The sequence below is a fragment of the Streptomyces cyaneochromogenes genome (assembly GCF_003963535.1).
Taxonomy (GTDB): Bacteria; Actinomycetota; Actinomycetes; order Streptomycetales; family Streptomycetaceae; genus Streptomyces; species Streptomyces shaanxiensis.
Genome location: NZ_CP034539.1, coordinates 6,550,851 through 6,576,167, shown reverse-complemented (window position 1 = coordinate 6,576,167; position 25,317 = coordinate 6,550,851). Strand labels below are relative to the sequence as shown.

Annotated in this window: 22 protein-coding genes; 10 read left to right on the top strand and 12 right to left on the bottom strand. The window is 71.9% G+C overall.

What is annotated here, in order from left to right:
- Positions 1-31: 31 nt before the first annotated feature.
- The 3 genes from EJ357_RS30065 to EJ357_RS30050 all read right to left on the bottom strand — a co-directional run bounded on the left by EJ357_RS30065 (position 32) and on the right by EJ357_RS30050 (position 2,993).
- Positions 32-1,609 carry a S8 family peptidase gene (locus EJ357_RS30065; RefSeq protein ID WP_126394782.1) on the bottom strand — a complete coding sequence of 526 codons (1,578 nt, stop codon included), beginning with the start codon at positions 1,607-1,609 and terminating at the stop codon, positions 32-34.
- Positions 1,610-1,851: 242 nt separating this feature from the next.
- Positions 1,852-2,079 carry a hypothetical protein gene (locus EJ357_RS30055; RefSeq protein WP_126394780.1) on the bottom strand — a complete coding sequence of 76 codons (228 nt, stop codon included), beginning with the start codon at positions 2,077-2,079 and terminating at the stop codon, positions 1,852-1,854.
- 59 nt (positions 2,080-2,138) lie between these two features.
- Entirely contained in the window at positions 2,139-2,993 is an 855-nt protein-coding gene (locus EJ357_RS30050) for an oxidoreductase (protein ID WP_126394779.1), read from the bottom strand.
- 97 nt (positions 2,994-3,090) lie between these two features.
- On the opposite strand from EJ357_RS30050, the gene EJ357_RS30045 reads away from it, so the two are divergent.
- The 9 genes from EJ357_RS30045 (at position 3,091) to EJ357_RS30005 (ending at position 16,464) form a co-directional block, all read left to right on the top strand.
- On the top strand, positions 3,091-3,993 hold the full coding sequence (locus EJ357_RS30045; RefSeq protein WP_228472652.1) for a LysR family transcriptional regulator: 903 nt from the start codon (positions 3,091-3,093) through the stop codon (positions 3,991-3,993).
- A 428-nt stretch (positions 3,994-4,421) separates the two neighbouring features.
- Positions 4,422-7,106: a discoidin domain-containing protein gene (locus EJ357_RS30040; protein ID WP_126394775.1), complete on the top strand. Its 2,685-nt coding sequence runs from the start codon at positions 4,422-4,424 to the stop codon at positions 7,104-7,106.
- A gap of 65 nt (positions 7,107-7,171) precedes the next feature.
- A complete protein-coding gene (locus tag EJ357_RS30035; protein WP_175647576.1) occupies positions 7,172-8,878 on the top strand; it encodes a S1 family peptidase in 1,707 nt (568 codons plus the stop codon).
- 10 nt (positions 8,879-8,888) lie between these two features.
- Positions 8,889-11,003: a serine/threonine-protein kinase gene (locus EJ357_RS30030; RefSeq protein ID WP_228473209.1), complete on the top strand. Its 2,115-nt coding sequence runs from the start codon at positions 8,889-8,891 to the stop codon at positions 11,001-11,003.
- A 114-nt stretch (positions 11,004-11,117) separates the two neighbouring features.
- On the top strand, positions 11,118-12,569 hold the full coding sequence (locus EJ357_RS30025) for a VWA domain-containing protein (RefSeq protein ID WP_126394770.1): 1,452 nt from the start codon (positions 11,118-11,120) through the stop codon (positions 12,567-12,569).
- Between the two features lie 50 nt (positions 12,570-12,619).
- Positions 12,620-13,450, top strand: coding sequence for a hypothetical protein (locus tag EJ357_RS30020; protein WP_175647575.1), 831 nt, complete (start codon positions 12,620-12,622; stop codon positions 13,448-13,450).
- Positions 13,451-13,460: 10 nt separating this feature from the next.
- Complete coding sequence (locus tag EJ357_RS30015; protein WP_175647574.1) at positions 13,461-14,684, top strand: ABC transporter substrate-binding protein; 1,224 nt, start codon at positions 13,461-13,463, stop codon at positions 14,682-14,684.
- A gap of 38 nt (positions 14,685-14,722) precedes the next feature.
- Positions 14,723-15,112 (top strand): CU044_2847 family protein, encoded by a 390-nt coding sequence (locus EJ357_RS30010; RefSeq protein WP_126394765.1) that lies wholly within the window; start codon positions 14,723-14,725, stop codon positions 15,110-15,112.
- 53 nt (positions 15,113-15,165) lie between these two features.
- Complete coding sequence (locus EJ357_RS30005) at positions 15,166-16,464, top strand: phosphatase PAP2 family protein (protein ID WP_126394763.1); 1,299 nt, start codon at positions 15,166-15,168, stop codon at positions 16,462-16,464.
- 24 nt (positions 16,465-16,488) lie between these two features.
- Here EJ357_RS30005 and EJ357_RS30000 read toward each other — a convergent pair whose 3' ends face one another.
- Genes EJ357_RS30000 through EJ357_RS29965 form a run of 8 tightly spaced genes read right to left on the bottom strand, consistent with a single transcriptional unit; the run spans position 16,489 to position 23,566 of the window.
- Complete coding sequence (locus EJ357_RS30000; protein ID WP_228472651.1) at positions 16,489-16,707, bottom strand: acyl-CoA carboxylase epsilon subunit; 219 nt, start codon at positions 16,705-16,707, stop codon at positions 16,489-16,491.
- Positions 16,704-18,281 carry an acyl-CoA carboxylase subunit beta gene (locus EJ357_RS29995; RefSeq protein WP_126394761.1) on the bottom strand — a complete coding sequence of 526 codons (1,578 nt, stop codon included), beginning with the start codon at positions 18,279-18,281 and terminating at the stop codon, positions 16,704-16,706. The genes EJ357_RS30000 and EJ357_RS29995 overlap by 4 nt, the downstream gene beginning before the upstream one ends.
- A gap of 19 nt (positions 18,282-18,300) precedes the next feature.
- Entirely contained in the window at positions 18,301-18,834 is a 534-nt protein-coding gene (actVB, locus tag EJ357_RS29990) for an actinorhodin polyketide dimerase ActVB (RefSeq protein ID WP_126394759.1), read from the bottom strand.
- A gap of 10 nt (positions 18,835-18,844) precedes the next feature.
- A complete protein-coding gene (locus EJ357_RS29985) occupies positions 18,845-19,738 on the bottom strand; it encodes an MBL fold metallo-hydrolase (protein ID WP_126394757.1) in 894 nt (297 codons plus the stop codon).
- Positions 19,735-20,682, bottom strand: a complete 948-nt coding sequence (locus EJ357_RS29980) for an aromatase/cyclase (protein ID WP_126394755.1) — start codon at positions 20,680-20,682, stop codon at positions 19,735-19,737. Before EJ357_RS29980 ends, EJ357_RS29985 begins: the two co-directional genes overlap by 4 nt.
- Positions 20,679-20,939, bottom strand: a complete 261-nt coding sequence (locus EJ357_RS29975; RefSeq protein WP_126394753.1) for an acyl carrier protein — start codon at positions 20,937-20,939, stop codon at positions 20,679-20,681. Before EJ357_RS29975 ends, EJ357_RS29980 begins: the two co-directional genes overlap by 4 nt.
- 24 nt (positions 20,940-20,963) lie before the next feature.
- Positions 20,964-22,187, bottom strand: a complete 1,224-nt coding sequence (locus EJ357_RS29970; RefSeq protein ID WP_126394751.1) for a ketosynthase chain-length factor — start codon at positions 22,185-22,187, stop codon at positions 20,964-20,966.
- A complete protein-coding gene (locus tag EJ357_RS29965) occupies positions 22,184-23,566 on the bottom strand; it encodes a beta-ketoacyl-[acyl-carrier-protein] synthase family protein (RefSeq protein WP_126394749.1) in 1,383 nt (460 codons plus the stop codon). The genes EJ357_RS29970 and EJ357_RS29965 overlap by 4 nt, the downstream gene beginning before the upstream one ends.
- A gap of 102 nt (positions 23,567-23,668) precedes the next feature.
- On the opposite strand from EJ357_RS29965, the gene EJ357_RS29960 reads away from it, so the two are divergent.
- Positions 23,669-24,454 carry a 3-oxoacyl-ACP reductase gene (locus tag EJ357_RS29960; protein WP_126394747.1) on the top strand — a complete coding sequence of 262 codons (786 nt, stop codon included), beginning with the start codon at positions 23,669-23,671 and terminating at the stop codon, positions 24,452-24,454.
- A gap of 74 nt (positions 24,455-24,528) precedes the next feature.
- Here EJ357_RS29960 and EJ357_RS29955 read toward each other — a convergent pair whose 3' ends face one another.
- Positions 24,529-25,296 carry an AfsR/SARP family transcriptional regulator gene (locus EJ357_RS29955; protein WP_126394745.1) on the bottom strand — a complete coding sequence of 256 codons (768 nt, stop codon included), beginning with the start codon at positions 25,294-25,296 and terminating at the stop codon, positions 24,529-24,531.
- Positions 25,297-25,317: the final 21 nt, after the last annotated feature.

Genomic DNA, 25,317 nt, shown 5'->3' with positions numbered 1-25,317 from the left:
GAGGATTACGGAGACGGGGCCGCGACTTGGGCTAGAACTGCAGCGCCCAGGCGTCGATGCGCCCCGTGTCCAGGTTCGCGTTGTCGCTGACGCGGAGCTTCCACGTGCCGTTGGCCACCTCAGAGGAGGCGTTCACCGAGTACGTGGTGTTGATGTTGTCCGAACTGCCGCCCGTGCCGTACGACTTCAGCGTGTACGCCGTGCCGTCGGGGGCGATCAGCTGGACCTGGAGGTCGCCGATGTACGTGTGGACGATGTGGACCTCGACGGCGAGGGCCGAGGGCGCGTTGCCGGAGACGCCGGAGACCGTCACCGGGGACTCGGCCGTGGAGTTGTCGGCGATCGCGTAGTCACCGGTGTTCTCGAAGCGCGGGCCGGGCGGGGTGGTCGTGCCGCCGCCGACGTAGAGGAGGCGGTTGGGAGACCCCGTGCCGGGGCTGGTGACGACGCCGGTCGTGGCGGCGGTCGTCAGGGCCGAGGAGACCTGGGCCGGGGTTGATGTGGGGTTGTCGGCGAGGTAGAGCGCGACCGCGCCCGCGACGTGCGGGGTCGCCATCGACGTACCGGAGATGGTGTTGGTCGCCGAGTCACTGGAGTTCCAGGCCGAGGTGATGGAGGAGCCCGGTGCGAAGAGGTCCAGGACCGAGCCGTAGTTGGAGTAGCTCGCCTTGGCGTCGGACGAGGTCGTGGCGCCGACCGTGATGGCCTCCGTCACGCGTGCGGGGGACCTGGTGGAGGCGTTGGTCGACTCGTTGCCGGCCGCCACGGCGAAGGTGACGCCGGAGGCTATGGCGTTGCGTACGGCCGTGTCGAGGGCGGAGTCGGCGCCGCCGCCGAGGGACATGTTGGCGACGGCCGGCTTGACCGCGTTCTGGGCGACCCAGTCGATGCCGGCGACGACCTGGGCGGTGGTGCCCTGGCCGGAGTTGTTCAGCACGCGGACGCCGACGACCTTGGCCTTCTTGGCGACGCCGTACGCGTTGCCGGCGACCGTGCCCGCGACGTGCGTGCCGTGGCCGTGGCCGTCCTGGGCGGTGTTGTCGTTGTCGATGGCGTCGTAGCCGTAGGAGGCACGGCCGCCGAAGTCGCCGTGGGTGATGCGTACGCCGGTGTCGATGACGTAGGCCGTGACGCCCTGTCCGGCCGAATCCGGGTAGGTGTAGGAGCTGTTGAGCGGGAGCGCCTTCTGGTCGATGCGGTCCAGGCCCCAGGAGGGCGGGTTGGTCTGGGTCGCATTGATGCTGAACGTGCGGTTCTGGACGACGGAGGCGACCGCCGGGTCGGCGGCGAGCGCCTTGGCCTGCGCCTCGGAGGCGTCGATCGCGTAGCCGTTCAGGGCCTTCTTGTAGGTGCGCTCGACATCGGCGCCGTACTTCTCGACGAGGGCGCGCCCCGCCTGGGAACCCGAACGGGCGTGGTCCGCCCTGAGGGTCACGATGTAGCTGTCGGCCACGGCGTTCGCCGCGCCCGCGTACTGGATACGGCCCTCGGGAGCGGCCGCGGCGGGGAGAGCGGAGACGAGGCTCGCGGTGAGGGCCGCGGTGGCCGCCGCGCTGAGGGCGGCCAGTCTTCGCCGGGAGTCTCTTCGGGACTTACGCATCACTGCCATCTGAGGGGTCCTCCTCAATCGGTGGTGCGCTGGTGGGGGGAGCACGGGAGCGGAGTGAACGAGGGAGGAGACAGGGACATGTCAATTCCCTGTGCCGCACCTGTGCGCCAGCCGAAAGATTGAGGCCTCCACAGGAATTGCACAAGGGCCCTGCACGGCGAACTCCGCCCACAGGACCTTGCCGGGGGCGGTCGGGCCGGTCCGCCCGCAGCCGCCCGGGCGGAGCAAGGTGCCCCGCCGGCTCAGCGCATGCGCTCGATTCGCTCCTGCTCCCGCAACTCCTCGTACGCGTCCGGGTCGTCGAGTTCCGACACGCTCAGCGTCATGACCGTCCACGGGATCGGACACGGCGGGGCGTGGTCGGGGTCGGGGCAGAGCGGCTTGATGATCTGCTCCTTGAGCTGGTCGGCCTGCTGTCGCGTGGCGTACACGCCCAGCCGTACTTCCCGGACGCTCGGCTCCTCCGGCACAGGGCCGCCTTCCTTCCGCTGCGGGAGAAAAGAGGGATAGGGGGCGGCTCGGCCGCCCCCTACCTGTTTTCGCCTCCGTCGCCTCCGTCGTCGAAGGCCGTCGCCCGTGCGCTCTTCTCCCACGCCGCGACGTTCTCGCGAACCTGGTCGAGGTGGCCGAGGACCGCGTCGACGCCGTCGTCGCCGAGGGGCAGGCGCAGCGGGGTGTGCTCGGCCTCCAGCGCGGCCAGGATGAGGGCCGCCGCCTTCGCCGGGTCGCCGGGCTGGGTGCCGTCGCCGCCGGAGACGAAGTCGCGGGTCTGGCTCACCTTGGGGTACAGCCCGCTGTCGGAGCTGGCCCCGGCCCGCCCCGTCTCGAACAGCGAGGTCCGGAAGGAACCCGGCTCCACGATCAGCACCTTGATGCCGAACTCGGCGACCTCGTCCGCGAGCCCCTCGGACATGCCCTCCAGTGCGAACTTGGTGGCGCTGTACGCCGAGAAGCCCGCGAAGGACATCTGCCCGCCCATGCTGCTCATCTGCACGATCGCTCCGGCCCGCCGCTCCCGCATGTGCGGAAGCACCGCGCGTGTGAGGGCGGCGGGCCCGAAGACATGCACATCGAACAGCTTGCGCAGCTCGTCCTCGGTCGTCTCCTCGAACGCGCCCACATGGGTACGGCCCGCGTTGTTGACCAGCACGTCGATGCGTCCGTGCCGGGCGATCACATCCCGTACGGCGGCCTCGGCGGCCCCCGTGTCCCCGACGTCCAGCCGCAGCGCCTCGACCTGGTCGGGGTGGGCGGCCACGAGGTCGCCCAGCCCCTCGGGCCGCCGCACCGCGCCCACCACCACGTCGCCCTCGGCGAGCGCCGCCTCCGCGATGGCCCGCCCGAAACCGCTGCTCGCGCCGGTGATCAGCCACACCCTGTTCATGACAGCTCCTCGTTTTCGCGGCTTGCCCGCTTGCCTGGATCCAGCCTGCCGCCGTGCCCGGTTGCGCGTCCAAGACCCACGCTGATAACCGATGGTTATGACGATGGACGTTCATGTGCGCGATCTGCGCTACTTCGTGACGGTGGCCGAGGACCTGCACTTCACCCGCGCGGCCGAGCGGCTGTACGTCTCCCAGCCCGCGCTCAGCAAGCAGGTACGGGCGCTGGAGCGACAGTTGGGCGTGGAGCTGTTCCGCCGGGATCCCCAGGGCGTGACGCTCACCGACGCCGGTACGGCACTGCTGCCGCATGCGCGGCGGGTGCTGGACGCCTGGTCGGAGGGGTCGGCGGCGATGGAGGCGGCCCGGGCCGCGGCGCGCGGCACGCTGGTGGTCGGCATGAGCACCAGTCCCGGCCGCGGCGGCCTGCTCCCGGCGATCCGCTCCCGCTTCACCGCCGACCACCCCGACACGGTGCTGCGCCTGCGCCAGGTGAGCTGGCAGGACCCCACGGCGGGCCTCGCCGAGGGCGACGCGGACGTGGCCTTCGTCTGGCTGCCCCTCCCGGACGCCGACCGCTACGGCTGGACGGTGATCGCGCGGGAACCCCGCCTGGTCGCCCTCCCGGAGTCCCATCCCCTCGCGGCCCGTACGGAGATCGACTTCGCCGACCTCGCCGACGAGCCGTTCCTCGCCCTGCCGGCGGCTGCCGGGCCGTTGCGCGACTACTGGCTCGCGCTGGAGGAGCGGGGCGGCCGGCCGCCGCGCATCGGGGCGGAGATCGCGAGCACGGAGGAGACGTACGAGGCGCTCGTCGCCGGTCTCGGTGTCTGCCTGGTCGCGACGGGCAACGCCCCGCTGATCACCCTGGGCGGGGTGGTGACGCGTCCGGTGCGGGGGATCTCGCCGAGCCGGTACGCACTGGCGTGGCGGGTGGAGGACGGGGGGCGGCCGCTGGTGCGGGCATACGCGGAAGCGTGCCGACGGGTGTCGGGCCCATGACGCAGCTTCAACTTTCCCTTCACAGCCCTCACTTCGACTGCTCCGGTCACTTCACTTGCTCCAGCGAGGCCCCTGCCACGGCAGACAGCGAGAGGCCGTCGCCTTCTCCCACGCCGTCCCCGACGACCAGGCCCTCGGGCACCCCGACGCGACGCTGTTCGGCAGGCTGTTCTCGGCCGAGGAGAAGGAGCGGCTCATCGGCCCACCCAAGGACCTTCGCCAGTCACGTCCGGCATCCAGGACTGCACCTGGAAGGCCTTCGAGGTCACCTACCGGCATCAGGAATGCGCCCCGACACCGCCGACCCCCCTGCCCTGCGGCCGGCCCGGGATCCAGGCCCGCGCCCTCCCTGCCCCACCTCACCCCATACGTGGTAATTCCCGGCGAATCTTCCCCTGTTACCCCTTCCACCCCGCATCGTCGACGACGTGACGAAGCCCCACCTCCTCGCCCACCTCCTGGCCGCCGCGCTCCTCCTGCCGCTCCAGCCCCTCCATCCCGTACAACCTCTCCATCCCGTCCATCCCGCCCCTCCAGCCCCTCCAGCCCTTCCCCTCCACTCCGTCTCCCCGGCACACACCGCCCCCCACTCCCCCGCCGACGCCTGCGAAGCCCCCGGCTGGGCCCCGGCCGCCACCCGGATCGACCCGGAGGACGCCCACCACCCCTACGTCGGCAACGGCTACCTCGCCACGCGCATCCCGCCCACCGGCACCGGCTACGCCGCCTCCGGCGAGAAGACCGGCTGGCCCCTGTACACCCCGCGCTACGACGGCACGTTCGTCTCCGGTCTCTACGGCCGCGGCCCCGAGCACACGGCGGGCCGCGAGGCCCTCGCCGCGCTGCCGAACTGGACCGGCCTCGACGTCAGGGCCGGTGGTGAGACCTACGGCGCCCGCAGCCGCGTGACCGGCTACCGCCAGACCCTCTCGCTGCGCTGCGGCTACGTCCGCACCACCCTCACCTGGACCACCCCCGACGGCCGCCGCACGGATCTCGCGTACGACGTCCTCACCTCCCGCGACGACCCGCACACCGCCGCCGTACGGCTGCGTGTCACCCCGCACTGGGACGGCGAACTCACCCTCACCGACCGCATCGACGGCCGCGGCGCCCGCCGGATCACCGGGACCGGGGCGGGCCGAGTCGACGCGCGCACGATCGCCGTGGCGTTCCGGACGCAGGCCACCCGGATCGACGCAGCGGTCGCCTCCACCTTCCATGCGCCGCCCGGCGGGAGGCGACAACACGGCCGTGATTCAAGTGACCTGAGTGTCAGTCAGACCGTCGACGTGCCCGTGCGCGCCGGGCGCACCTACACCGCAACCAAGTTCGTCGGCGTCGACACCGCGCTCACCTCCCGCGACCCCCGTTCCGCCGCCCGCGCGGCCGCCCGCCGTGCCGCCGGGCGCGGCTGGGCGGCGCTGCTCGGCTCGCACCGTGCCGCCTGGCGTGCCCTGTGGACGGCCGACATCGAGGTGCCGGGCCGTCGTGACCTGCAGCTCTGGGTGCGCTCGGCGCAGTACGGGCTGCTGTCGTCACTGCGGGCGGGTGCCCGCGACAGCATCGCGCCGACCGGGCTGACCAGCGACAACTACGCGGGCATGGTGTTCTGGGACGCGGAGACCTGGATGTTCCCGGCGCTGCTCGCCCTGCATCCCGAACTCGCCCGCCCGGTCCTGGAGTACCGCTACCGCACCCGCGCGGCCGCCGCCGACAACGCCGCGAGGACGGCGGTGAAGGGCCTGTTCTACCCGTGGACGAGCGGCAGCCGCGGGCGGCTGTGGAGCGAGTGCCAGAGCTGGCAGCCGCCGCACTGCGTGACCCAGAACCATCTCCAGGGCGACATCGCGCTGGCCGCCTGGCAGTACTACCTGGCCACCGGCGACCTCGGCTGGCTGCGCGACCGGGGGTGGCCGCTGCTCGACGGGATCGCGCGTTACTGGGCCTCGCGGGTCACCGAGAACCCCGACGGCTCGTACTCCGTCAAGGAGGTGGCCGGTCCCGACGAGTACAGCAACGGCGTCACCGACGGCGCGTACACCAACGCCGTCGCCGCGACCGCCCTGCGCGCCGCGACCGACGCGGCCCGCTACCTGGGCAGGCCGGCCCCGGCCGACTGGGCACGCATCGCCGGGCGGCTGCGCATCCCGTACGACCCGAAGCGCAAGGTCTTCCTCCAGTACGAGGGTTACGACGGCGCGCCCATCAAGCAGGCCGACACCGTGCTGCTCGTGTATCCGCTGGAGTGGCCCATGCCGGACGGCGCAGCGGCGGCCACGCTCGACCACTACACCGCCCGCACCGATCCGGACGGGCCTGCCATGACCGACTCGGTGCACGCGATCGCCGCGGCCGCCACCGGCGAGCCGGGCTGTGCCGCGTACACCTTCCTGCGGCGCGCCTACCAGCCCTTCGCGCGGGGCCCGTTCGCGCTGTTCTCGGAGTCGCGCGGCGAGAAGGCGGGCGCCGCCGACCCGCTCGCGGGCTCCCCGGCCCAGGACTTCCTCACCGGCAAGGGCGGCTTCCTCCAGGTCTTCACGCACGGCCTGACGGGCCTGCGGCCGCGCCCGGACGCCCTGCACCTCGACCCGACGCTGCCGCCCCAGCTCGCGGACGGGGTACGGCTGTCGGGGCTGCGGTGGCGGGGCCGGACGTACGACGTCTCGATCGGACCGGAGATCACCACCGTGCGGCTCCGCTCGGGTGCACCCGTCCTGCTGGACACCCCCGAGGGCCGCTACACGCTCTTCGGCACGATCACCCTCAAGACCCGCCGCCCCGACCTCGCCCCCACCCCCGACCTGGCCCGCTGCCGCCCGGCGACGGCGACCTCGGCCGAGCCGGGGCTGTACGCGGAGGCGGCCGTGGACGGCAGCGCGGCCACCGTCTGGTCGCCGGCCGCCGAGCGCGCCGCTCTCACGGTCGACCTGGGGCGGGCGGTCGACGTCCGTGCCGTGCGGCCGAGTTGGCGGCAGCGGCCGGAGTCGTACCGCGTCGAGGTCTCGGCCGACGGGCGGATGTGGCACCCGGTGGACGGGAGCGCGGTGCGGTATGTGCGGGTGAGTGTGCGCGGGGCGGCCGGGCTGGCCGAACTCGACGTTCGCGCCTGAGTGCGGGCCCCATGGAGGCTTGACAACTCGGGTGCATGTGGCGGTTGTTGCCATACCGTGGGCATATGGCCCTGCATCACCACAAGGACCGTCCGTGGCGGGTGAGGGTGGACGACGAGGACGGCACGCCCTGTGGCGCAGGGGTGCTGCTCGACGACCGCCATGTGCTCACCTGCGCGCACGTCGTCCGGTACGCCGGAGCGGCGCCCGGGGGCACCACGCGCCATGTGCGGATCAGCAGTGTGGCGTGCCGTCCCGAGTGGACCCGCCCCGCGCGGGTGGCACCCGGGACATGGGTGCACGAGGACGGCACGCAGCGCGGCGACGTGGCGCTGCTCGAACTCGACGAGCCGGCCGGGTGCGGCACCCGGACCACGCTGTGGAAGGCGCCCATCTCCGGCGGCACGGTGCGTGTCTACGGGTTTCCCCATGCCGATCCGCTCGGCATGGGGGCCGACGCGCAGCTCGCGGGGTCCGGCGGGCGGGAGGGCGAGTGGGGGCTGATGAAGCGGGTGCGCCTGGGCGATCCGTGGATCGAGCGGGGGTACTCGGGCGCCGGAGTGCTTGCGCGGGGCGGCGAGTTCGACGGGCGGGTCATCGGCATCGTGGTGGCCGACTTCGTCGACGGCGACGCGAAGGCGGCCTGGATGCTGCCGACCGAGACGGTGCTGACGTATCTGCCCCAAATCGGGGAGCTCGGGTTCGTCGAAGGCGACGCGGCCGACGAACTGGGGCGCTCCCGGGGCGCGTTGGCGGAGGACGTGCTGGACGACCCGCTGCGGCTCGCCCTGACGCAGGAGCTCACCCGGCAGCTCGACAGCGGCCGCCCGGGCACCGTCGTCGTCGGCACCGGCGGCACGACCGCGGTCGGCGACTCGTGGCTGGTGCGCCTCGTGCGCACGGCCGACCCGGCGGCCCGGGCCACCGTCTCCGACGCGGAACTCACCGGCGCGCCCGGTGACACGGTGCTCGGCCTGGGCGCCATCGACGCGGCCTACGACGCGCGCGGCAAGTCGGTCGCCGACGTGTGCGGCTACCTCGCGCGCCGGTTCGGGCTCCCGAACGGCGACGCCGACGCGGTGGCGTGGCACCTGCTGCGGCGCAGGCCGCCCGCCTGCCTGGTGGTGGGCGGCGTCGACCGGGCCGAGGACCCGCAGGCCCTCGTCCGGGAGCTGCTGGGGACGCTGGCCGAGCGAGCCCGGTCGCGGGGGCTGCGGCTCGTGCTCGGCTTCGAGGGCGCGCCGCCGCAGGACCTCGCCCACGACGTGTCCCTCGACCCCGAACCGATCCGCGGATCCGTCGTCGGGGGCGTGACCACCGCACAGGCCCAGCGGGTCGTCGGCCGGCTCGCCGGCGAGGAGGACGCCGCGGCCGCGCTGGACCAGGAGTGGGGCGTACGGTTCTTCGACCCGCCCCGGCTGCCGCCCCGCGACGCGCCCCGGCTGCGGGTCCGGCTGGCCGTCGCCCGCGCCACGGAGCCCAGCCCCGAACTCACCGCGGTGCACGACCGGGCCGTCGCGGCCCGCGCCGCCGTGGCCGGCTTCGACCACGCCCTGCGCCGGATGGTCGAAACCCACCAGGACCTCTCCTCGACCCTGGAACTGCACCGCGTACGGGCCGCCCGGTACTTCGGCGACGAGGACCGCCGCCTCGCCGAACTCCACGCCCCCGCCGCCCGGGCGCTGCAGACGGTGCCGATCAGGCTGGCGGACGCGCGCCGGGCGGTCCGCCGTTACACCGACGAGGTCAACCGCCGTATCGAAGAAGGGTGACGCCGTGCGGATGTGCAATCGCCCCGACTGCGGCCGTGGCGAGATCGACCAGCAGGGCTTCTGCGAGGTGTGCGACCGCGAGCGGCTGCCGCAGGACCGCGCCACCGCGCCGGTCCGCGTCCCGGAACCGGTGCGGGGCACGGGCGGGGGCGTGGCACAGGTGCGGCCGGACCCCTGGTACGGCCTCGGACTGGTCGACTCCGACCAGGGTCCCGACGCCCCGGAGGAGCCGCCCCGCTCGGCGGAGCCCATCGCCGAGGAGCACCGCTTCTGCCCCAACCCCGACTGCGAGCTGCCGGTCGGCCGTGGCCGCGACGGCGAGCCGGGCCGTACGAGGGGCTACTGCCCGGAATGCGGCACGGGCTTCGACTTCACCCAGCCCGACGGCCGTACCGTCGCCGGCCGCTACGACCTCGAACGCGTCCTCGGCGCGGGAGCGTTCGGCGCGGCCTACCTCGCCCACGACCGCAACCTCGCCGCCCACGTCGTCCTCAAGGCCCTGCACAGGTCGGTCGCCGAGACCGCCCTGCACGAACGGGACGTGCTGGTCGGGCTCCGGCACGACAGCATCGTCCGCATCCTGGGCTACGAGCACGAGGGACCGCACCTCGTCCTGGAGTACGTCCCCGGCGTGGCGCTCTCGGCGCGTGACGGCGACCGGCTGGAGACCCTCCTCGCGCACGGCATCCGCATCCTCCAGGCGCTCGACTACCTGCACGCCCGGGGCCTGCTGCACTGTGACGTCAAACCCCTGAACATCATGCGGTTCCGGGAGCTCAGCCCGGCGGGCGCGCTGGACCAGGTGCGGCTGATCGACTTCGGCGCGGTGCGCCGCCAGCGCGACGAGGGGCCGGTCGTGGCGTACACCCCGGCGTACGCGCCCCCGGAGAGCGATCCGGAGCATCGGCACCCGACCCCGGGCTTCGACCTCTACTCCCTGGGCATGACCCTGCGCTCGGTGTGCCGCGCCTGGACCGACCGTTCGGCGCCCGGCGTCGACTCGCTCCACCTGCTGCTGGAGCGGGCCACGGACACCGAGCGGCCGCCGCGGCGGTTCGTGTCGGCGCGGCAGTTCGCGGAGCAGCTCAGCGGTGTCGTCCGGCAGGTCGTGGCGGCGGCGCCGACCCATCGTCAGGTGGCCCGTCCGTCGGCCCTGTTCGGTTCGATGCCGCATTCCCTGCACGGCGGTCTCGGGGCGGCCCGGCCGCTCGCCCACTGGGTCGAGGCGCGGCCCTGCGAGGACGCGGCGCTGTCGATGCGGCCACCGTTCTCCTCCCCCGAGCCCGGCGACATCGCGACCGCGCTGCCGACCCCGTTGTCCGATCCCGACGCCCCGGACATGGCGGGCTCGACCAGGCGGGCCCTGGGCGAGAGCCGGCACGCCCTGAGCCGAAGGGATCCGGAGCTGGCGGAGCGGGCGCTGGCGGCGGCGGGCCTGGACGACTGGCACTGGCTGCACGCCTGGTACTGCGGCCTGATCGCGCTGGCCCGTGCGGACATCCGGTCGGCCACGACGGCGTTCACCACGGTACGCAGGGCCGTTCCCGGCGAGTTGATACCGCAACTCGCCCTCGGCCTGTGCGCCGAGCTGCGCGGCGACCTGGACGCGGCCGGCTCGCACTACGGCGCGGTCTTCGACACGACCCCGGCGCTCGGCGCGGCCGGCTTCGGCCTGGCCCGCGTGCATCTGCTGGGAGGCGACCGGACGAAGGCCGTGGGCACCGCCGTACGGCTGGCGCAGGAGTTCCGCTACGAACGGCAGGCGCGCGTGGCGGCCGTACGACTGAGCGTCATGGTCCTCGACGGGCCGGCCCAACCGGCGCCGACCCGGGACGACCTGGAGCGGGCCACGGCGGGCCTGGCCGGCCTCGACATGGACAGGGCGGCGCGCGCCGGACTGCGCGCCGAGATCCAGTACGCGCACTTCCTGCACCACCGCGACCGCGCGCAACTGTCCGACGCGGTCCGCGAACTCGGGCGGCACGCGCCCACCGAGCGCGAGTACGTCGCCCTGGTGGACCTCGCGAACCGGCTGCGTCCCCCACTTCGGTGGAGATGGGCCGCACGACGTGCCAGAACCGGTCATTCCCGTTTCGGAGGAACACCCACAACGCTAAGCTCCTGATACGCCAAGTAGCGGACGCATCCACGCTCCGTAAGAGACACGGGGACACGCACAGGGACACACAGGGACACGCAGCGACGCGATCGGGTGGTGCCGGTGGGGGACAGCTCGCCCTTGGGACTCAGCTTTGCCCTGGAAGTGGACGCACCCCCGGATCTGGCCTACGACGAGCAGCGCGCGGACGCCCTCATCACCGTCACGGCCCGCTCCGCGGCGGCCGAGGCGGACGCGCTGCCGGACACCCCGGGCGCCGAAATCCTCATCATGGACCGGTCGTTGTCCATGTCCGGCCGCAAGCTGGACGAGGCGAAGCGTGCGATGTGCGCGGCCGTCGACACCCTCCGGGACGGCACCCTCCTGGGCATCGTCGCGGGCAACCACAAGGCCGACGTGATCTTCCCGGCCACCGGCGGTCTCGCCCGCGTCGACGCCCTGACACGGGAGGACGCCAAGCTCCGGGTCGTCGGCCAACTCGCCGAGGGCGGTACGTCGATCGGCTCCTGGCTGGCCTGCGCCCAGCGCCTGTTCACCTCGGTGACGACACACACCGTGCGTCACGCCGTGCTCTACACGGACGGCAAGGACGAGCACGAGACGCCCGAGCAGCTCGACGACGTACTGACCGCGTGCACCGACCAGTTCGTCTGTGACGCCCGGGGACTGGGCAGCGACTGGCACTACGCCGAACTGCTCCGCATCACCGAGGCCCTGCACGGCACCGCCGAGGCCGTCGTCACCGTCTCCGACCTCACCGAGGACTTCACCCGGCTCATGCGGCAGGCGCAGCGCATCGTCGTGCCCCGGGTCTATCTGGGCCTGCGCCTCAACGACCGTTTCCAGCTCGCGTTCGTACGCCAGACCCGCCCCGTGGAGGCGGAACTGACGGCACGCCGGCAACACGACCTCGAGACCCATGTCCCCCTGGGCTCCTGGCCTCCGGAGACCCGCCAGTACCAGGTCTCCCTCCGCTTCGACCCGCACACCCTGACCGTCGACGAGCCGCTGCGTGCCGCCCGGATCACCCTGCACGCCGAGCGCCCCGACGGCACCCGCCGGCCCTGCTCCGAAACGGCGGCCATGGTCGTACGCCGCCGCTCGACACCCGGCTTCGGCATCCCCCGCTCGCCCCACCTCACCCGGGTGGAGAACGAACGCGAACTCGGCATGGCCATGCGTGCCTGCGCCGACGCCCATCTGCGCGGCGACCTCCCCCGCGCCGACCACGAACTGCGCCTCGCGACCGGTCTGGCACAGGACCTGCGCGACACCGCACGTCTGCGCCTGCTGCGCGCCCTGGCCACCACCGGCCCCGACGGCAGGCTGCGGGTGCGGCCGGAGGTCTCCCGTGCGGAGATCCAGCGGATCGGGGTGGACTCGACGAAGACGGCGGCGCCGATGGGCCTGGCGGACGCGGTCGAACTCCCGGTGCTCGACGCCCCGTCGGGGCCGCGCGCGTGCCCCCGCTGCGGTACGGCGTCGTCGTCGGCGTCGGCGAAGTTCTGCGAGGAGTGCGGGTTCCGGCTCGGGGACGGGACGTTCGGCCGTGGGCCGGTGGACGCGTCGTGAGGGTGCGCTGGCGTGCGGTCCGGACACGGCTGCGCGCATCCCATCCGATCGTGGTGCTGCGGTGGCTGAGGGCGGGCATCCTGGGGATGGTGGTGCTGACCGCGTTGCTGTACGTGGTGGTCGCCAATCGGGCGGGGGATCAGGCGGAGGCGGTTCGTCGCACGGACGGCGCCATCAGGCAGATCGTCGAGGCACAGGGCTACGCCGGCACGGCGAAGGGCGCGCTGGATCTGGCCATCCGCACCGACGCGGAGGAACTGACCGGCCCCGGCGCCGACTTCACCAACGCCACCGCCCAGGTGAGCGCCCTCCTCACCTCCGCGGCCGAGGGCAACGCGGACCGGAACGAGGGACGGCGCCACTTCCAGTTCGTCCAGGGCCAGTTGACGACGTGTGCGCAGTTGGCCAACAGGGTGGTGAGCGAAGGCCCGAAGTGCGTGTGGGCCGAGCACGCGCGGGTGGCGGACAGGACGGCGGAGGACGGCACGGCCGAGGTCCCGTTCACGGGCGGGCTCATCCAGTCGCTCCATGACCTCGAAGCGATCGAGACCGCTGCCCGTGACCGCCAGCGCGAGGCACGCTGGCTGAACCCCCTCCTCCTGTGGCCCCTGCTCACCGTCCCGGTGGCCGCCATGCTGCTGCTGGTCTGCGCGACCGGCTACGTCGTCGCCCGCCACTTCCGCCAGTACCCCAGCCCCGCGCTCGGCCTGGCGCTGCTGCTGACCGCGTCCGTCGCCCTCACCACATGCCTGCGGTGCAGGGACGGCGATGCCGACGAATGGGTCATGGCGATCATGCTGCCGCTGCTGGTCGCCGCCGGTGCGCTCACCTATGTGGGCTTCAAGCACCGTCTCGCCGAGTACAGGTTCCCCCACGCATGAGAAGGCGGACATGAGAAGGCCGACGGCACCCCTCGTGCGCTGCGCCCTGGTTCTCGGACTGCTCCTGACAGCGGTCGGGTGCGGGGACGCCGAGAAGAGCCGAGTGACGATCATGGTGCCCTGGACCAGGACCGAGTTCGCGGCCTTCCACTCGCTCATCGACGCCTTCGAGGAGAGCCACCCCACCATCGACGTCCAACCGCAGGTGACCCGCGACCTGACGCCCCAGCTCGACGCCGCGGTCGCCGCGGGCGCGGCACCCGACCTGGCCGTGCTGCCGAGTGTGGGGGCACTCACGAAGTTCCGGAACGACAGAAGTCTCCAACCGATCGCGATCGACACGAAAGCGTTCGTACAGCCGTTCCGCGGGCTGGCCATGCACGGCGACGTCGTCTACGCGGTCCCCGTCAAGGCCGACGTCAAGAGCCTCGTCTGGTACGACCCCGAGGTGATCGTCCCGCCGCCTCCCAAGACCTGGGCCGCTCTGGCGTCACGGCCCGAGTCCTGGTGTCTCGGTCTGGCCTCCGGTCCGACCTCCGGCTGGCCCGGCGCGGACTGGATCGCGGACATCCTGCTCGCCGGGGAGGGCGTCGACGCCTACAAGGCCTGGGCGTCGGGGACGCGGGAGTGGGGGTCGGTCGCGGAGGCGTGGTCCACCTGGCGCGACCTCATCGACAAGAACGAAAAGGAGCTCGCGCAAGCGTCCGGCCTCTCCTTCACCGAGGCCACCGAGGACATGAAGGACAACACCTGTTCCCTGAGCCACGGGGCGCTCTCCGCCCAGGACTTCGAGGCGGACCAGGTGAGGACGTACACCTACGTGAAGCCGCTCAAGGGTCAACCGCTGGAGGTGTCGGCGGACTTCGTCGTGAAGTTCACCGACGACGACAGCGCCGAGAAGTTCGTTCGCTATCTGGCGACGGCGCAAGCACAGCAGGCCTGGGCGGACGCGCCCGGATTCGCGCTCTCCGCCCACAAGGACGTGACGCGCTACGAGAACGCCACACAGGGCCAGGTGGCCGCCATGCTCCGCTCCGGGCACACCCTCTGCTTCAGCGCCGCCGACGCCATGGACCCCGACGTCTCCGCCGCCTTCTACCGGGCCGTCCTGGAGTACGTGAAAGGCGCGGAGCTGAAAGGTCTTCTGGAAGCACTCGACAGAGTCCGGCAGAGGTTGGGAACGGACGACTCCCCTCCGTCCACCCCGCTCTGCGGCACCCCGAACCAGCCCTGACCCACCGCCCCACCGCCTACTCCGCCCCAAGGAGCGCCATGCCGGACGCAGTCCAGTTCACCCTCTCCGACGGCACCGTCGTCCTCGTCGCCCCACCCGCCCGCGCGGGTACCGGGGCGGTGGGGCTCGGGACACGGCTGGAGAGCGCGGCACAGTCCCTGCGCGAGGCGCTGGCGCCGGTCACCGCGGCCGCGTCCGATGTGATCGGCGGGTTCCGGTCCCTCGCCCAGCGGCCCGACGAGGTGGAGGTCGCCTTCGGCGTCGTCCTGGACGCGAAGCTCGGCGCGGTCCTGTCGAGCGCCAGTGCCGGCGCCCACTTGGACGTCACGCTCCGCTGGAACGGTACGGACGTGACCCCGGACACGTCCCGGGATAACCACGTACACCGCTCCGATAACATGATCGGCCTCACCGACGATCCCTCTTAACCACTAACAAATCGGCCGATCACTTGATATCCATATCGCGTCAACCCCGGGCGGTGCTCTGGGCCACGCTGGGTGCGGCAACCCTCGTATCCCTCATAGCGCTGGAGATCACCGCGCGCCGCCTGGGCATACCGGGGCCGATCACCCTTCAGGCCCGCGAGGCGATATTCGCCCCGAAATCGGGATTCCTGCTGTACGCCGGTATGGCGTTGACGATGGTGGTGCTCACCCGGCGGCAACGCCTCATCGCGGTCGGTACCGCGCTCGGCATCGACGCCGCCGTCTTCGTGGTGCGGTGGGCGATCGGCGCCAGGGCGACCGACGGCCACCCGTTCGGTAACGGCGCGTTGTGGGTGGTCCTCGGCGTGGCGGTGATCGCCGTCACACGCCGCAGCGGCCGCGAACGCGTCCTGCTGCTGAAGGGCGTCGTGCTGGGCCTGCTGTTGGTGGCCGGCCGCAAGACCGGTGACACCTGGCTGCTCATCACGGCGAAGACCCGCCCGACGGTGCTCGACCCGTATCTGGCCGTCGCCGATCACGCACTGGGCAACCCGTCTTGGCTGGTGGGCCGGATCGTCAGGGCGACCGGCCCGGTCGGCGCCCATGTTCTCGACTACGTCTACGTTCAGCTCGCGGTGGCCGCGGTCGTCGTCGCGCTGTACCAGCTGCGTCACGTGGCGGCCGAACGCCGCTTCCCGCGCCACCATCTGGTGCGCACCTTCCTGGTGATAGGCCTCCTCGGGCCGGGCATCTACATGATCTTCCCGGTGGTCGGACCGATCTTCGCCTACGGCCCGGGCGCCTTCGGCACCGGCGGCCTGCACTGGGCGACGGCCAACATATGGCCGGAGACGGCGCCGCCGATCGCTGCCCCCTACGCGATGCCGTTCGACGGGATCACCCCCCGCAACTGCATGCCCAGCCTGCACACGGCGTGGGCCACCGCGATCTTCATTCACACCCGAAATGGCCCACGCCTTCTGCGTTTTGCGGGAACATTCTGGTTGATCGCCACTTTGGGCGCGACGCTGGGCTTCGGCTATCACTACGGAGTCGATCTCATCGCCGGCGTGGTGTTCACGCTCACGATCGAGGCCGCTCTGCGCTCGCAGGCGCGTGGCTGGGACCGTTCCGGAATCCAACTCGTCGCTTATGGCGCGACGGTGTTCGTCGCGCTCCTGCTTTCCTATCGCTATCTGCCGATGGAGATGGCCCGACTTCCGTGGGTGTACGGCCCCCTTCTCATCCTGGCGATGATCTCCGTGATCTACGGCTATGTACGCACCACCAGACTGTGGGAGCCGAAGGCGGTGCCGGCACCGCAGGCGGCGCCACAGCCCGAGTTGGTCTGAGGCCGGCCGGCCGCCGCCGCGCCGTCAGCCGAACTCCTGCCAGCTGTGCGGCGCGCGGAACCCGGGCGTGCGTTCCAGACGACGCCAGCCCGCCGTGCCGGCGGCGCGGTGCCCCGGGGCGGAGTCGGACAGGGCGGCGGCCCGGGCCAGGAGAACCGCGGTGAGTGCCGCGATCTCCTCGGCGCTCGCCCGGCCCCTCTCGACGCGGAGTTCGGCGGCGACCACACCGGCCGTCGCGCTCACTGCGGCGGGTTGCCGTGCTTGCGCGACGGCAGGTCGGCGTGCTTCGTGCGCAGCATCGCGAGCGAACGGATCAGGATCTCGCGGGTTTCCGCCGGGTCGATGACATCGTCGACCAGGCCCCGCTCGGCCGCGTAGTACGGGTGCATCAGCTCGGCCTTGTACTCCTTGACCATCTCGGCACGCTTGGCCTCGGGGTCGTCGGCCGCGGCGATCTCGCGCCGGAAGATGACGTTGGCCGCGCCTTCCGCACCCATCACCGCGATCTCGTTGGTCGGCCAGGCGAAGGTCAGATCGGCGCCGATGGACTGGGAGTCCAGCACGATGTACGCGCCGCCGTAGGCCTTGCGCAGCACGATCGAGACCCGGGGGACGGTGGCGTTGCAGTACGCGTACAGCAACTTCGCGCCGTGGCGGATGATGCCGCCGTGCTCCTGGTCCGCCCCGGGCAGGAAGCCCGGCACGTCGAGCAGGGTGACGATCGGGATGTTGAAGGCGTCGCACATCGTCACGAAGCGGCCGGCCTTCTCCGAGGCCGAGATGTCCAGTACCCCGGCCAGCGTCTGCGGCTGGTTGGCGACGATGCCCACCACCTGGCCGTCCAGCCGGGCGAGGCCGCAGACGATGTTGCGGGCCCAGCGCTCGTGGACCTCCAGCCAGTCGCCGTCGTCGACGAGTTCCTCGATCACCTTGTGCATGTCGTACGGCTGGTTGCCGTCCTGCGGCACCAGGTCGTAGAGCGTGGTCGTGGGCCGGTTCGCCGGGTCGTCCGAGGGGTGGGCGGGCGGATTCTGCCGGTTGTTGGAGGGCAGCAGGGAGAGCAGGTAGCGCACTTCCGCCAGGCATGTCTCCTCGTCCTCGTACACGAAGTGCGCCACCCCGGACGTCGAGGCGTGCACATCGGCGCCGCCCAGCGCGTTCTGGGTGAGTTGCGCGCCGGTGACGGCGCTGACCACATCCGGGCCGGTGATGAACATCTGCGCGGTCTCGCGCACCATGAACACGAAGTCCGTCAGTGCCGGCGAGTAGGCCGCGCCGCCCGCGCACGGGCCGAGCATCACCGAGATCTGCGGGATCACCCCCGAGGCACGGGTGTTGCGCCGGAAGATCCCGCCGTAGCCGGCCAGCGCGGAGACGCCCTCCTGGATCCGCGCCCCGGCCCCGTCGTTGAGGCTCACCAGCGGAGCGCCCGCTGAGAGCGCCATGTCCATGATCTTGTGGATCTTCGCGGCGTGTGCCTCGCCGAGCGAGCCGCCGAAGATCCTGAAGTCGTGCGCGTAGACGAAGACCGTCCGGCCGTCGACCGTGCCCCAGCCGGTGATCACGCCGTCGGTGTACGGCCGCCTGTGCTCCAGCCCGAAGCCGCTCGCCCGGTGCCGGCGCAGCTGTTCCACCTCCTGGAAGGAGCCGGGGTCCAGCAGGAGCGCGATCCGCTCCCGGGCCGTCAGCTTCCCTCTGGCGTGCTGCGCCCGGGTCGCCTGCTCCCCCGGGCCGGCCTCGGCCTCCGCCCGGATCCGCGCAAGGCCGGCCAGGTGCTCGCCGGTCAGCTCACCGGTCACCTCGTCGGTCACGGACATGGTTCCTCCTCAACTCTCCTCAGCCGGCGTGCGCGTGCGCGCCCCGCTCGGCGGCGGACAGGCAGGCGCCCGTCCCCGAGCACAGGGCGGCGAACCTGCGGTCCACGTAGACCGCGGGCACCCCCTTCTCCTCGACGTGCACGGACTGGACCTCGCCGAGCAGGATGATGTGGTCGCCCGCGGGGTAGCGCTCGTGGACCGTGCACTCGACGACCGCGAGCGCTCCGTCGAGCACGGTCGCGCCCCGCGCGGTGCGGACGAACTCCCCGCCCGCGAACTTGTCCGCGGACTTGCGCGCGAAGCGCATCGCCAGCTCGGTGTGGTCCTCGCGCAGCACGCTCACCGCGAACTCGCCGCAACTGTCGAACACCGGGAAGGAGTTTGCGGTACGGGCCAGGCAGACCAGCGCGAGCGGTGGCTCCATCGAGACGGACACGAACGAGCTGGCGGTGAAACCGTGCGGGACTCCCCTGCGGTCATGGGCGGTCACCAGCGCCACCCCGGCCGGCACCCGGGCCATGGCGTCCCGGAGCATTCCCTGGTCGGCGGCCATCTTCGACTCCTTAAGCGAGGCAGGTGGGCAGCCGCCCACCGTTGTAGGCGACCAGCTCCGAGAAGATCTCCATCGCGTCGCGCGCCGGCCCGCCCAGCAGCTCCTCGTGAGCCCGGTGCAGGTTCGCGACGAGGCGCTCCGCGTCCAGCAGGTCGGCGAAGGCGCCGAGGTCCGCCGCGCGCGCGGCCTGCAGCGGGGTCAGCCCGCTGTCGACCGCCTCGGCGGCGAGTTGCTGGACCCAGCGCAGATAGTCCCGGTTGGCGTCGAGCACCTCGGGTCCCGCCACCGGGCCGTGCCCGCCGACGACCACCGCGGGCTCCAGCTCCGCCAGCAGGTCGAGCGCGGCCAGCGTGCCGGCCACCGACCCGAAGAGCGCGAACGGGGTGACGCCCGACATGACGATGTCCCCGGCGAACAGCACCCGCTCCTCGGGCAGCCAGACCACCACGTCGTGGCCGGTGTGCGCGGGCCCGACGCAGATCAGTTCGGCCTGTCGCTCGCCGACGTGCACGGTGAGACGGTCGCGGAAGGTCACGGTCGGCGGCGTCACCTCGATCTCGCCCCAGTCGACCCGCGGCCAGAGCCCGGTGAGGGCCAGGCCCGTGGTCACCATGGCGGTCCGCATGTCCTCGTGCGCGATGATCTGCGTCCCCGGCGGGAAGACCTGGTTGCCGAACGCGTGGTCGCCGTGGAAGTGGGTGTTGACCACGGTGCGGCCGGGGCCCGCGGCGAGCTTGTCGACCGTCTCGGCCAGCCGCCGCGCCCTCGGGATCGTCGACAGCGTGTCGACGACGAGCGCGCCGTCGCCGCCCACGACGATGCCCGCGTTGCTGACACACCAGCCGCCGGGGGCCTGCTCGTAGGCGTAGACCCCCTCGGCGACCTCGTGGACCGCGGCCGTCACGGCGTCGGCCCGGCGGCAGCGGCCGCCGCGTGGCTGAGCGTGGCCCGGCTGTTGGCGCCGAGCGCGTCACGCAGATAGGTCCGGGCGTCGGCGACGGTCCTGCCCTCGCCCAGGACCTCTTCGATCCGGGTCGGGTCGATCGCCACGGTGTGGCGGGCGGTGACGGTGTCCTTGTCGTTCGTGTCGAAGAGCCAGGCGCCGCTGTGTCCGGTGAGCAGGGCGGGCGGGACGAGCTGCTTGTACACGATGCTCTCGCCGGGGAAGCAGAGTCGGATCGAACGGGTCGTGTGCGTGCTGCCGTCGGCGGTCACGGTCTCCATGGTCATGTCCTGGACGCCGGGTGATCCGGAGTCCGCCGCCTCTTCGGTCAGTGTCACCTTCCCCACGTGCGGCAGCCGCTCCGGCCACAGGTCGCTGCGCTCGATGAAGGCGTAGACGTCGTCCCCGGACGGCACCTGGAGCGTGTCCTCGAACGTGAACAGGAGCTCCTCGACCGGGAATTCCCGCTCCGCGAGCCGGGCCAGCGCGGCCAGCTCCTTCTCGCTGTTCACGTCCAGTGCCGCGCGCAGCCCCGGCAGGGCGGCCTCGTCGACCGCGGCGAAGTCGTGGGTCAGCACGACCTCGGTGCCGTCGCCGTCCCGCCGGAACTCCCAGCTCCCGCCCATCGAGGCGATGGGCGGCTGGGTGCGCTCCTGGCGGAAGGTGACGCGCAGGGCGTCGGGGTCCAGGGTCCGACGGGACGTCCAGGTCTTCACCTGTCCGGCCACGCTCGCCCAGATCTGGAAGCGTTCCGTGCCCTGGCCGCGCTCCAGGATCCGCACGTGCACCGCGGGTTCGAAGACGGCCGGCCAGAGTTCGGCCCGCGCGACCAGCTCGTAGAGCCGGTGCGCCGGGGCCGGGGTCCTGAGGGTGTGGACCACCCGGTGTTCTCCCGGCCGGCTCATGCTGCCTCGGCCAGCGCGCCGTTGACCAGGTCGAGCAGTTCCCGTGGCGTGTCGACGCGGGCCGCGATGTCGTCGGGGATGGCCACGTCGTAGCGGCTCTCCAGCCGCGCCGCGGTCTCCATCAGGGCGAGCGAGTCGTAGCCGATGGTCTCGAAGCGGGTGTCGAGGATGTCGCCGGACAGGTCCGTTCCGTCCGTCTCTCCGGCGCATTCGATGAGGATGCGGCGCAGGTCGTCGATGGTCAGCAGGGTTGCCATTGCTGTCTCCAGTTCTCAGTGTCGCTAAGGGGTCGGTACGGGACGGCGCAGGACGACCGCCGAGTTGAAGCCCCAGCGGCCCCTGGCCAGAACCAGGGCGGTGCGCAGGGGCGCGGTGCGCGGTTCGCCGAGCACCAGGTCGATGCCGTACTCCTGCGGTACGGACCGCACTCCCGCGGTCGGCGGGATCACGCCTTCACGCAGGGACATCAGGGCGGTGACCACGTCGAGCGGGCCGCCGCCCGAGTAGAGCCGCCCTGTCGTCGTCTTCGGGACGGTGACCGGCACCCCGTGGTCGCCGAACACCTGGCCGATGGCCCGGGCCTCGGCGGCGTCCAGCTCGGGTACGCCCGCGCCGTCGGCGAACACGACGTCGACGTCCTTCGGGCCGAGCCCGGCGTCGGTCAGCGCCAGCCGGATCGCGCGCTCCAGGCCCGGGGGCCGTCCGGAGCCGGGGGCGGGGTCGAAGGTCGAGGCGCAGCCGACAAGTTCGCCGTACGCGTCGTGCCGGCCCCGGGCCTCGGCCGCGGCGCTGTCCTCCAGGACGAGGATGGCGCCGCCCTCGCCCGGGACATAGCCGGCCGCCTGCTCGTCGAAGGGCAGATAGGCCCTCGCCGGGTCGGTGGCGGTGCTGACCCGGCCGCTCGCGAGCTGCGAGACCCAGCCCCAGGGGTCGAGCGCCGAGTCGACGCCGCCGGAGACCACGAGCGGGGTGCCGCGGCGGATCGTGCGGCGGGCGTGGCCGAGGGCGTCCAGGCCGCCGGCCTGCTCGGCGACCAGGGCGCTGCTCGGGCCGCGCATGCCGTGCCGGATGGAGATCTGGCCGGTGTTCACCGCGTAGAACCACGCGAAGGACTCGTAGACGCTGACCGACTTGGGGCCCTCGGTCCACAGCTTGCGGAACTCGCGGTGGGTGAAGTCGAATCCGCCGCAGGCGTTGGCCGTGACCACGCCCATGTCGTAGTCGGTCAGCGACTCCGGATCGGCCTTCGCGTCCTGGAGTGCCCAGGCCGCGGCGGTCAGCGCGAGCCGCGTGGAGGGGTCCGTCTGCGGCAGCAGGCGGCCCGGGACGTGGTCCGGCGCGTGGAAGTCGTCGATCTGGCCGGCGAGCGTGGCCGGGTACCGGCTCACGTCGAAGCGGGTGACCTGGCCGAGGCCGAAGCGGCCGGCCAGCACGGCCTCCCAGTACGGCTCCAGGCCGAGGCCGTTGGGTGCGGCGACGCCGACCCCGGTGATGAGGACGCTCATGCGATCGCCCCCGCCGCCTCGGCGCTGCGCAGGACCATCGCGCTCTGGAAGCCGCCGAAGCCGCTGCCCACGGTGAGCACGGTCCCCAGTTTCTGCTCCCTCGCCTCCAGTGGGACATAGTCGAGATCGCACTCGGGGTCGCTCGTGTGCAGGTTCGCGGTCGGTGGCACCACGCCGTGTTCGAGGGCGAGCACGCTGGCCGCGATCTCCAGCGAGCCGATCGCGCCGAGCGAGTGGCCGACCATCGACTTGATCGAGCTGACCGGGGTGCGCCGGGCGTGATCGCCGAGCGCGCGCTTGTACGCCGCGGTCTCGTGACGGTCGTTCTGCCGGGTGCCGGATCCGTGGGCGTTGATGTAGTCGATGTCCGTCGCGTCCGTGCGGGACTCGTCGAGGGCGACCCGGATGGCCTCGGCCATCTCGCGGCCGTCGGCCTTCAGCCCCGTCATGTGGTACGCGTTGCAGCGCGTCGCGTACCCCGGGATCTCGGCGTGGATGTGGGCGCCGCGGGACAGCGCGCTCTCGTAGTCCTCCAGGACGAACATCGCGGCCCCCTCGGCCAGGACGAAGCCGTCGCGCGTGCCGTCGAACGGCCGCGAGGCGTGCTCCGGGTCGTCGTTGCGCGACGTGGTGGCCCGGATCGCGTCGAAGCAGGCGACGACGATCGGGGTGATCGGGGTGTCGGCGGCCCCCGCGAGCATCACGTCGGCGCTGCCCTCCTCGATCAGCCGCACCGCGTGTCCCACGGAGTCCAGGCCCGAGGTGCAGCCGTTGGAGACCATCGCGACCGGGCCCTCGGCGCCGACCGCCCAGGCCACTTCGGCCGGCATGACGCTGGGCACCAGGTAGTCGAACATGTGCCGGGACAGCCAGTCGGCGTCGACCTCCCACTCACGGCCGGAGTCCGACAGCAGCAGGTACTCGCGTTCCAGGCTGGTCGCGGCTGCCACCGCGCTGCCGAGGCTGACCCCGACCCGGGTGGGGTCCAGGGTGTCGAACTCCAGCCCGCTCGCGGCGACGGCCTCCCGGGCACAGGCCACGGCGAACTGCGAGGCCCGGTCCATCCGGTCGAGCTCCCGCGGGCCGAAGCCCTCGGCGACCGGGTCGAAATCGGCTTCCGCGGCGACCTGCGAACGGTAGGGCGAGGGGTCGAAGAACGAGATCCGGCGCGTCGCCGTCCGCCCCGAGGTGAGCAGTTCCCAGAACTGCCGCGTGCCGTTCCCGCCCGGGGCGCGGACGCCGACGCCCGTGATGACGACTCTGCGCTTCAATCGGAACAGCTCCTTCGGTGAGTTCACCCGGTGGTCGTCGTCATCGTGGGCCCCGTGGCTCGAAAGCGGCTCGAAGGCCGATACGGAGCCCCTCGACGCCGGATCCATCACCGCGGCGTCCCAGCCGCGCCCCAATCCCTTTCGACCGCGGCTCGAGTCGGGCGCCCAAGGCTGGGCGGATGAGGCACCACTGAGCAGGGAGAGGGACACATGGCCACGCAGGTCTCGAAGGTCGCACTGGTTACGGGTGCAACCAGCGGTATCGGGCTGGAGATCGCCCGAAGGCTCGGTAAGGAGGGGTTGCAGGTCTTCATCTGCGCGCGCGGTGAGGAGGCCCTGGCCACGACGCTCAAGGAGCTGCGGGAGGCGGGGGTCGAGGCGGACGGCCGCACCTGCGACGTCCGCTCGGTCGCCGAGATCGAGGAGCTCGTGGCGGCGGTCGTGGAGCGCTACGGTCCGGTCGACGTACTGGTGAACAACGCGGGCCGGCCCGGCGGCGGTGAGACGGCCGAGCTCGCCGACGAGCTCTGGCTCGATGTGATCGACACCAATCTCACCAGCGTGTTCCGGGTGACCAAGCAGGTCCTGAAGGCCGGCGGCATGCTGGAGCGAGGGACCGGCCGGATCGTCAACATCGCCTCGACGGGCGGGAAGCAGGGCGTGGTGCACGCCGCCCCGTACTCGGCGTCGAAGCACGGCGTGGTCGGTTTCAGCAAGGCGCTCGGCCTGGAACTGGCCCGGACCGGCATCACGGTGAACGCCGTGTGCCCGGGGTTCGTCGAGACGCCGATGGCCGCGTCCGTGCGCGAGCACTACTCGGAGATCTGGGAGGTGTCGACCGAGGAGGCCTTCGACCGGATCACCACGCGTGTGCCGATCGGCCGGTATGTGCAGCCGTCCGAGGTGGCGGAGATGGTGGCCTATCTGATCGGGGACGGGGCGGCCGCGGTCACCGCGCAGGCGCTGAACGTCTGCGGCGGCCTGGGGAACTACTGACGCCAGCCGGCCCGTGAATGCGGTGAGGCCCCTCGCAGTACGCGAGGGGCCTCACCGCATTCACGGGCCGGTGTTTACGCGAGCACATGGTCACCGTTGAGAATCCCCATATGCATACGCTGTATTTCCGGCGTCGGATCCACCCCCAACTCGTCGGAAAGGATCTGCCTGAGATTTCGGTACGACGCCAGCGCCTCCGCCCGCCGGCCCACCGTGTAGAGCGCCCCCATCAGCTTGGCATGCAGGGTCTCGTTCAGCGGATGTGAAATAACCAGGGACCGGAGCTCCGGAATCATGGGCCCTATCCTGCCCAGCCGCCAATTCGCATCTATGCGAAGCTGCACCCCGAAGAGCCGGAGCTCTTCCAGATGAGCGATATGGCTTTCCAGCACCCGGCCGCACGGAACGGTGGACAGTGCCGGGCCGCGCCAGAGATCCAGTCCCGCGTTCAGCGAGGCGAGCGCCTCCTCGGGCCGGTCCTCCTCGAGCAGCCGGCTGCCCGTGCGGATCAGCCGCTCGACGATCGTGACATCGAGCTCGTCGTCGTCGATCAGAGCGAAATATCCGGGAGGCCGGGTCAGGAGCAACTCCCGTTCGTCACCTGTCACCTGGTGCTCCGCCAGCAATCGGCGGGTGTGGTAGACGTAGGTCTGCAGCGTGGTCATGGCACTGCGCGGCGGATCGTCTCCCCACAACTCCTCGATGAGCACCCCCGAGCCCACCACCTCATGCCGCCTGAGCAGCAGCAACGCCAGGAGCTGGGTTGCTTTCGAGGATTTAAGCGGAATTAACCGCCCCGTATCATTGATTACATGAACATGCCCCAACAGATTGAATCTCATCCTGCGCCCCCGTCGAGATTC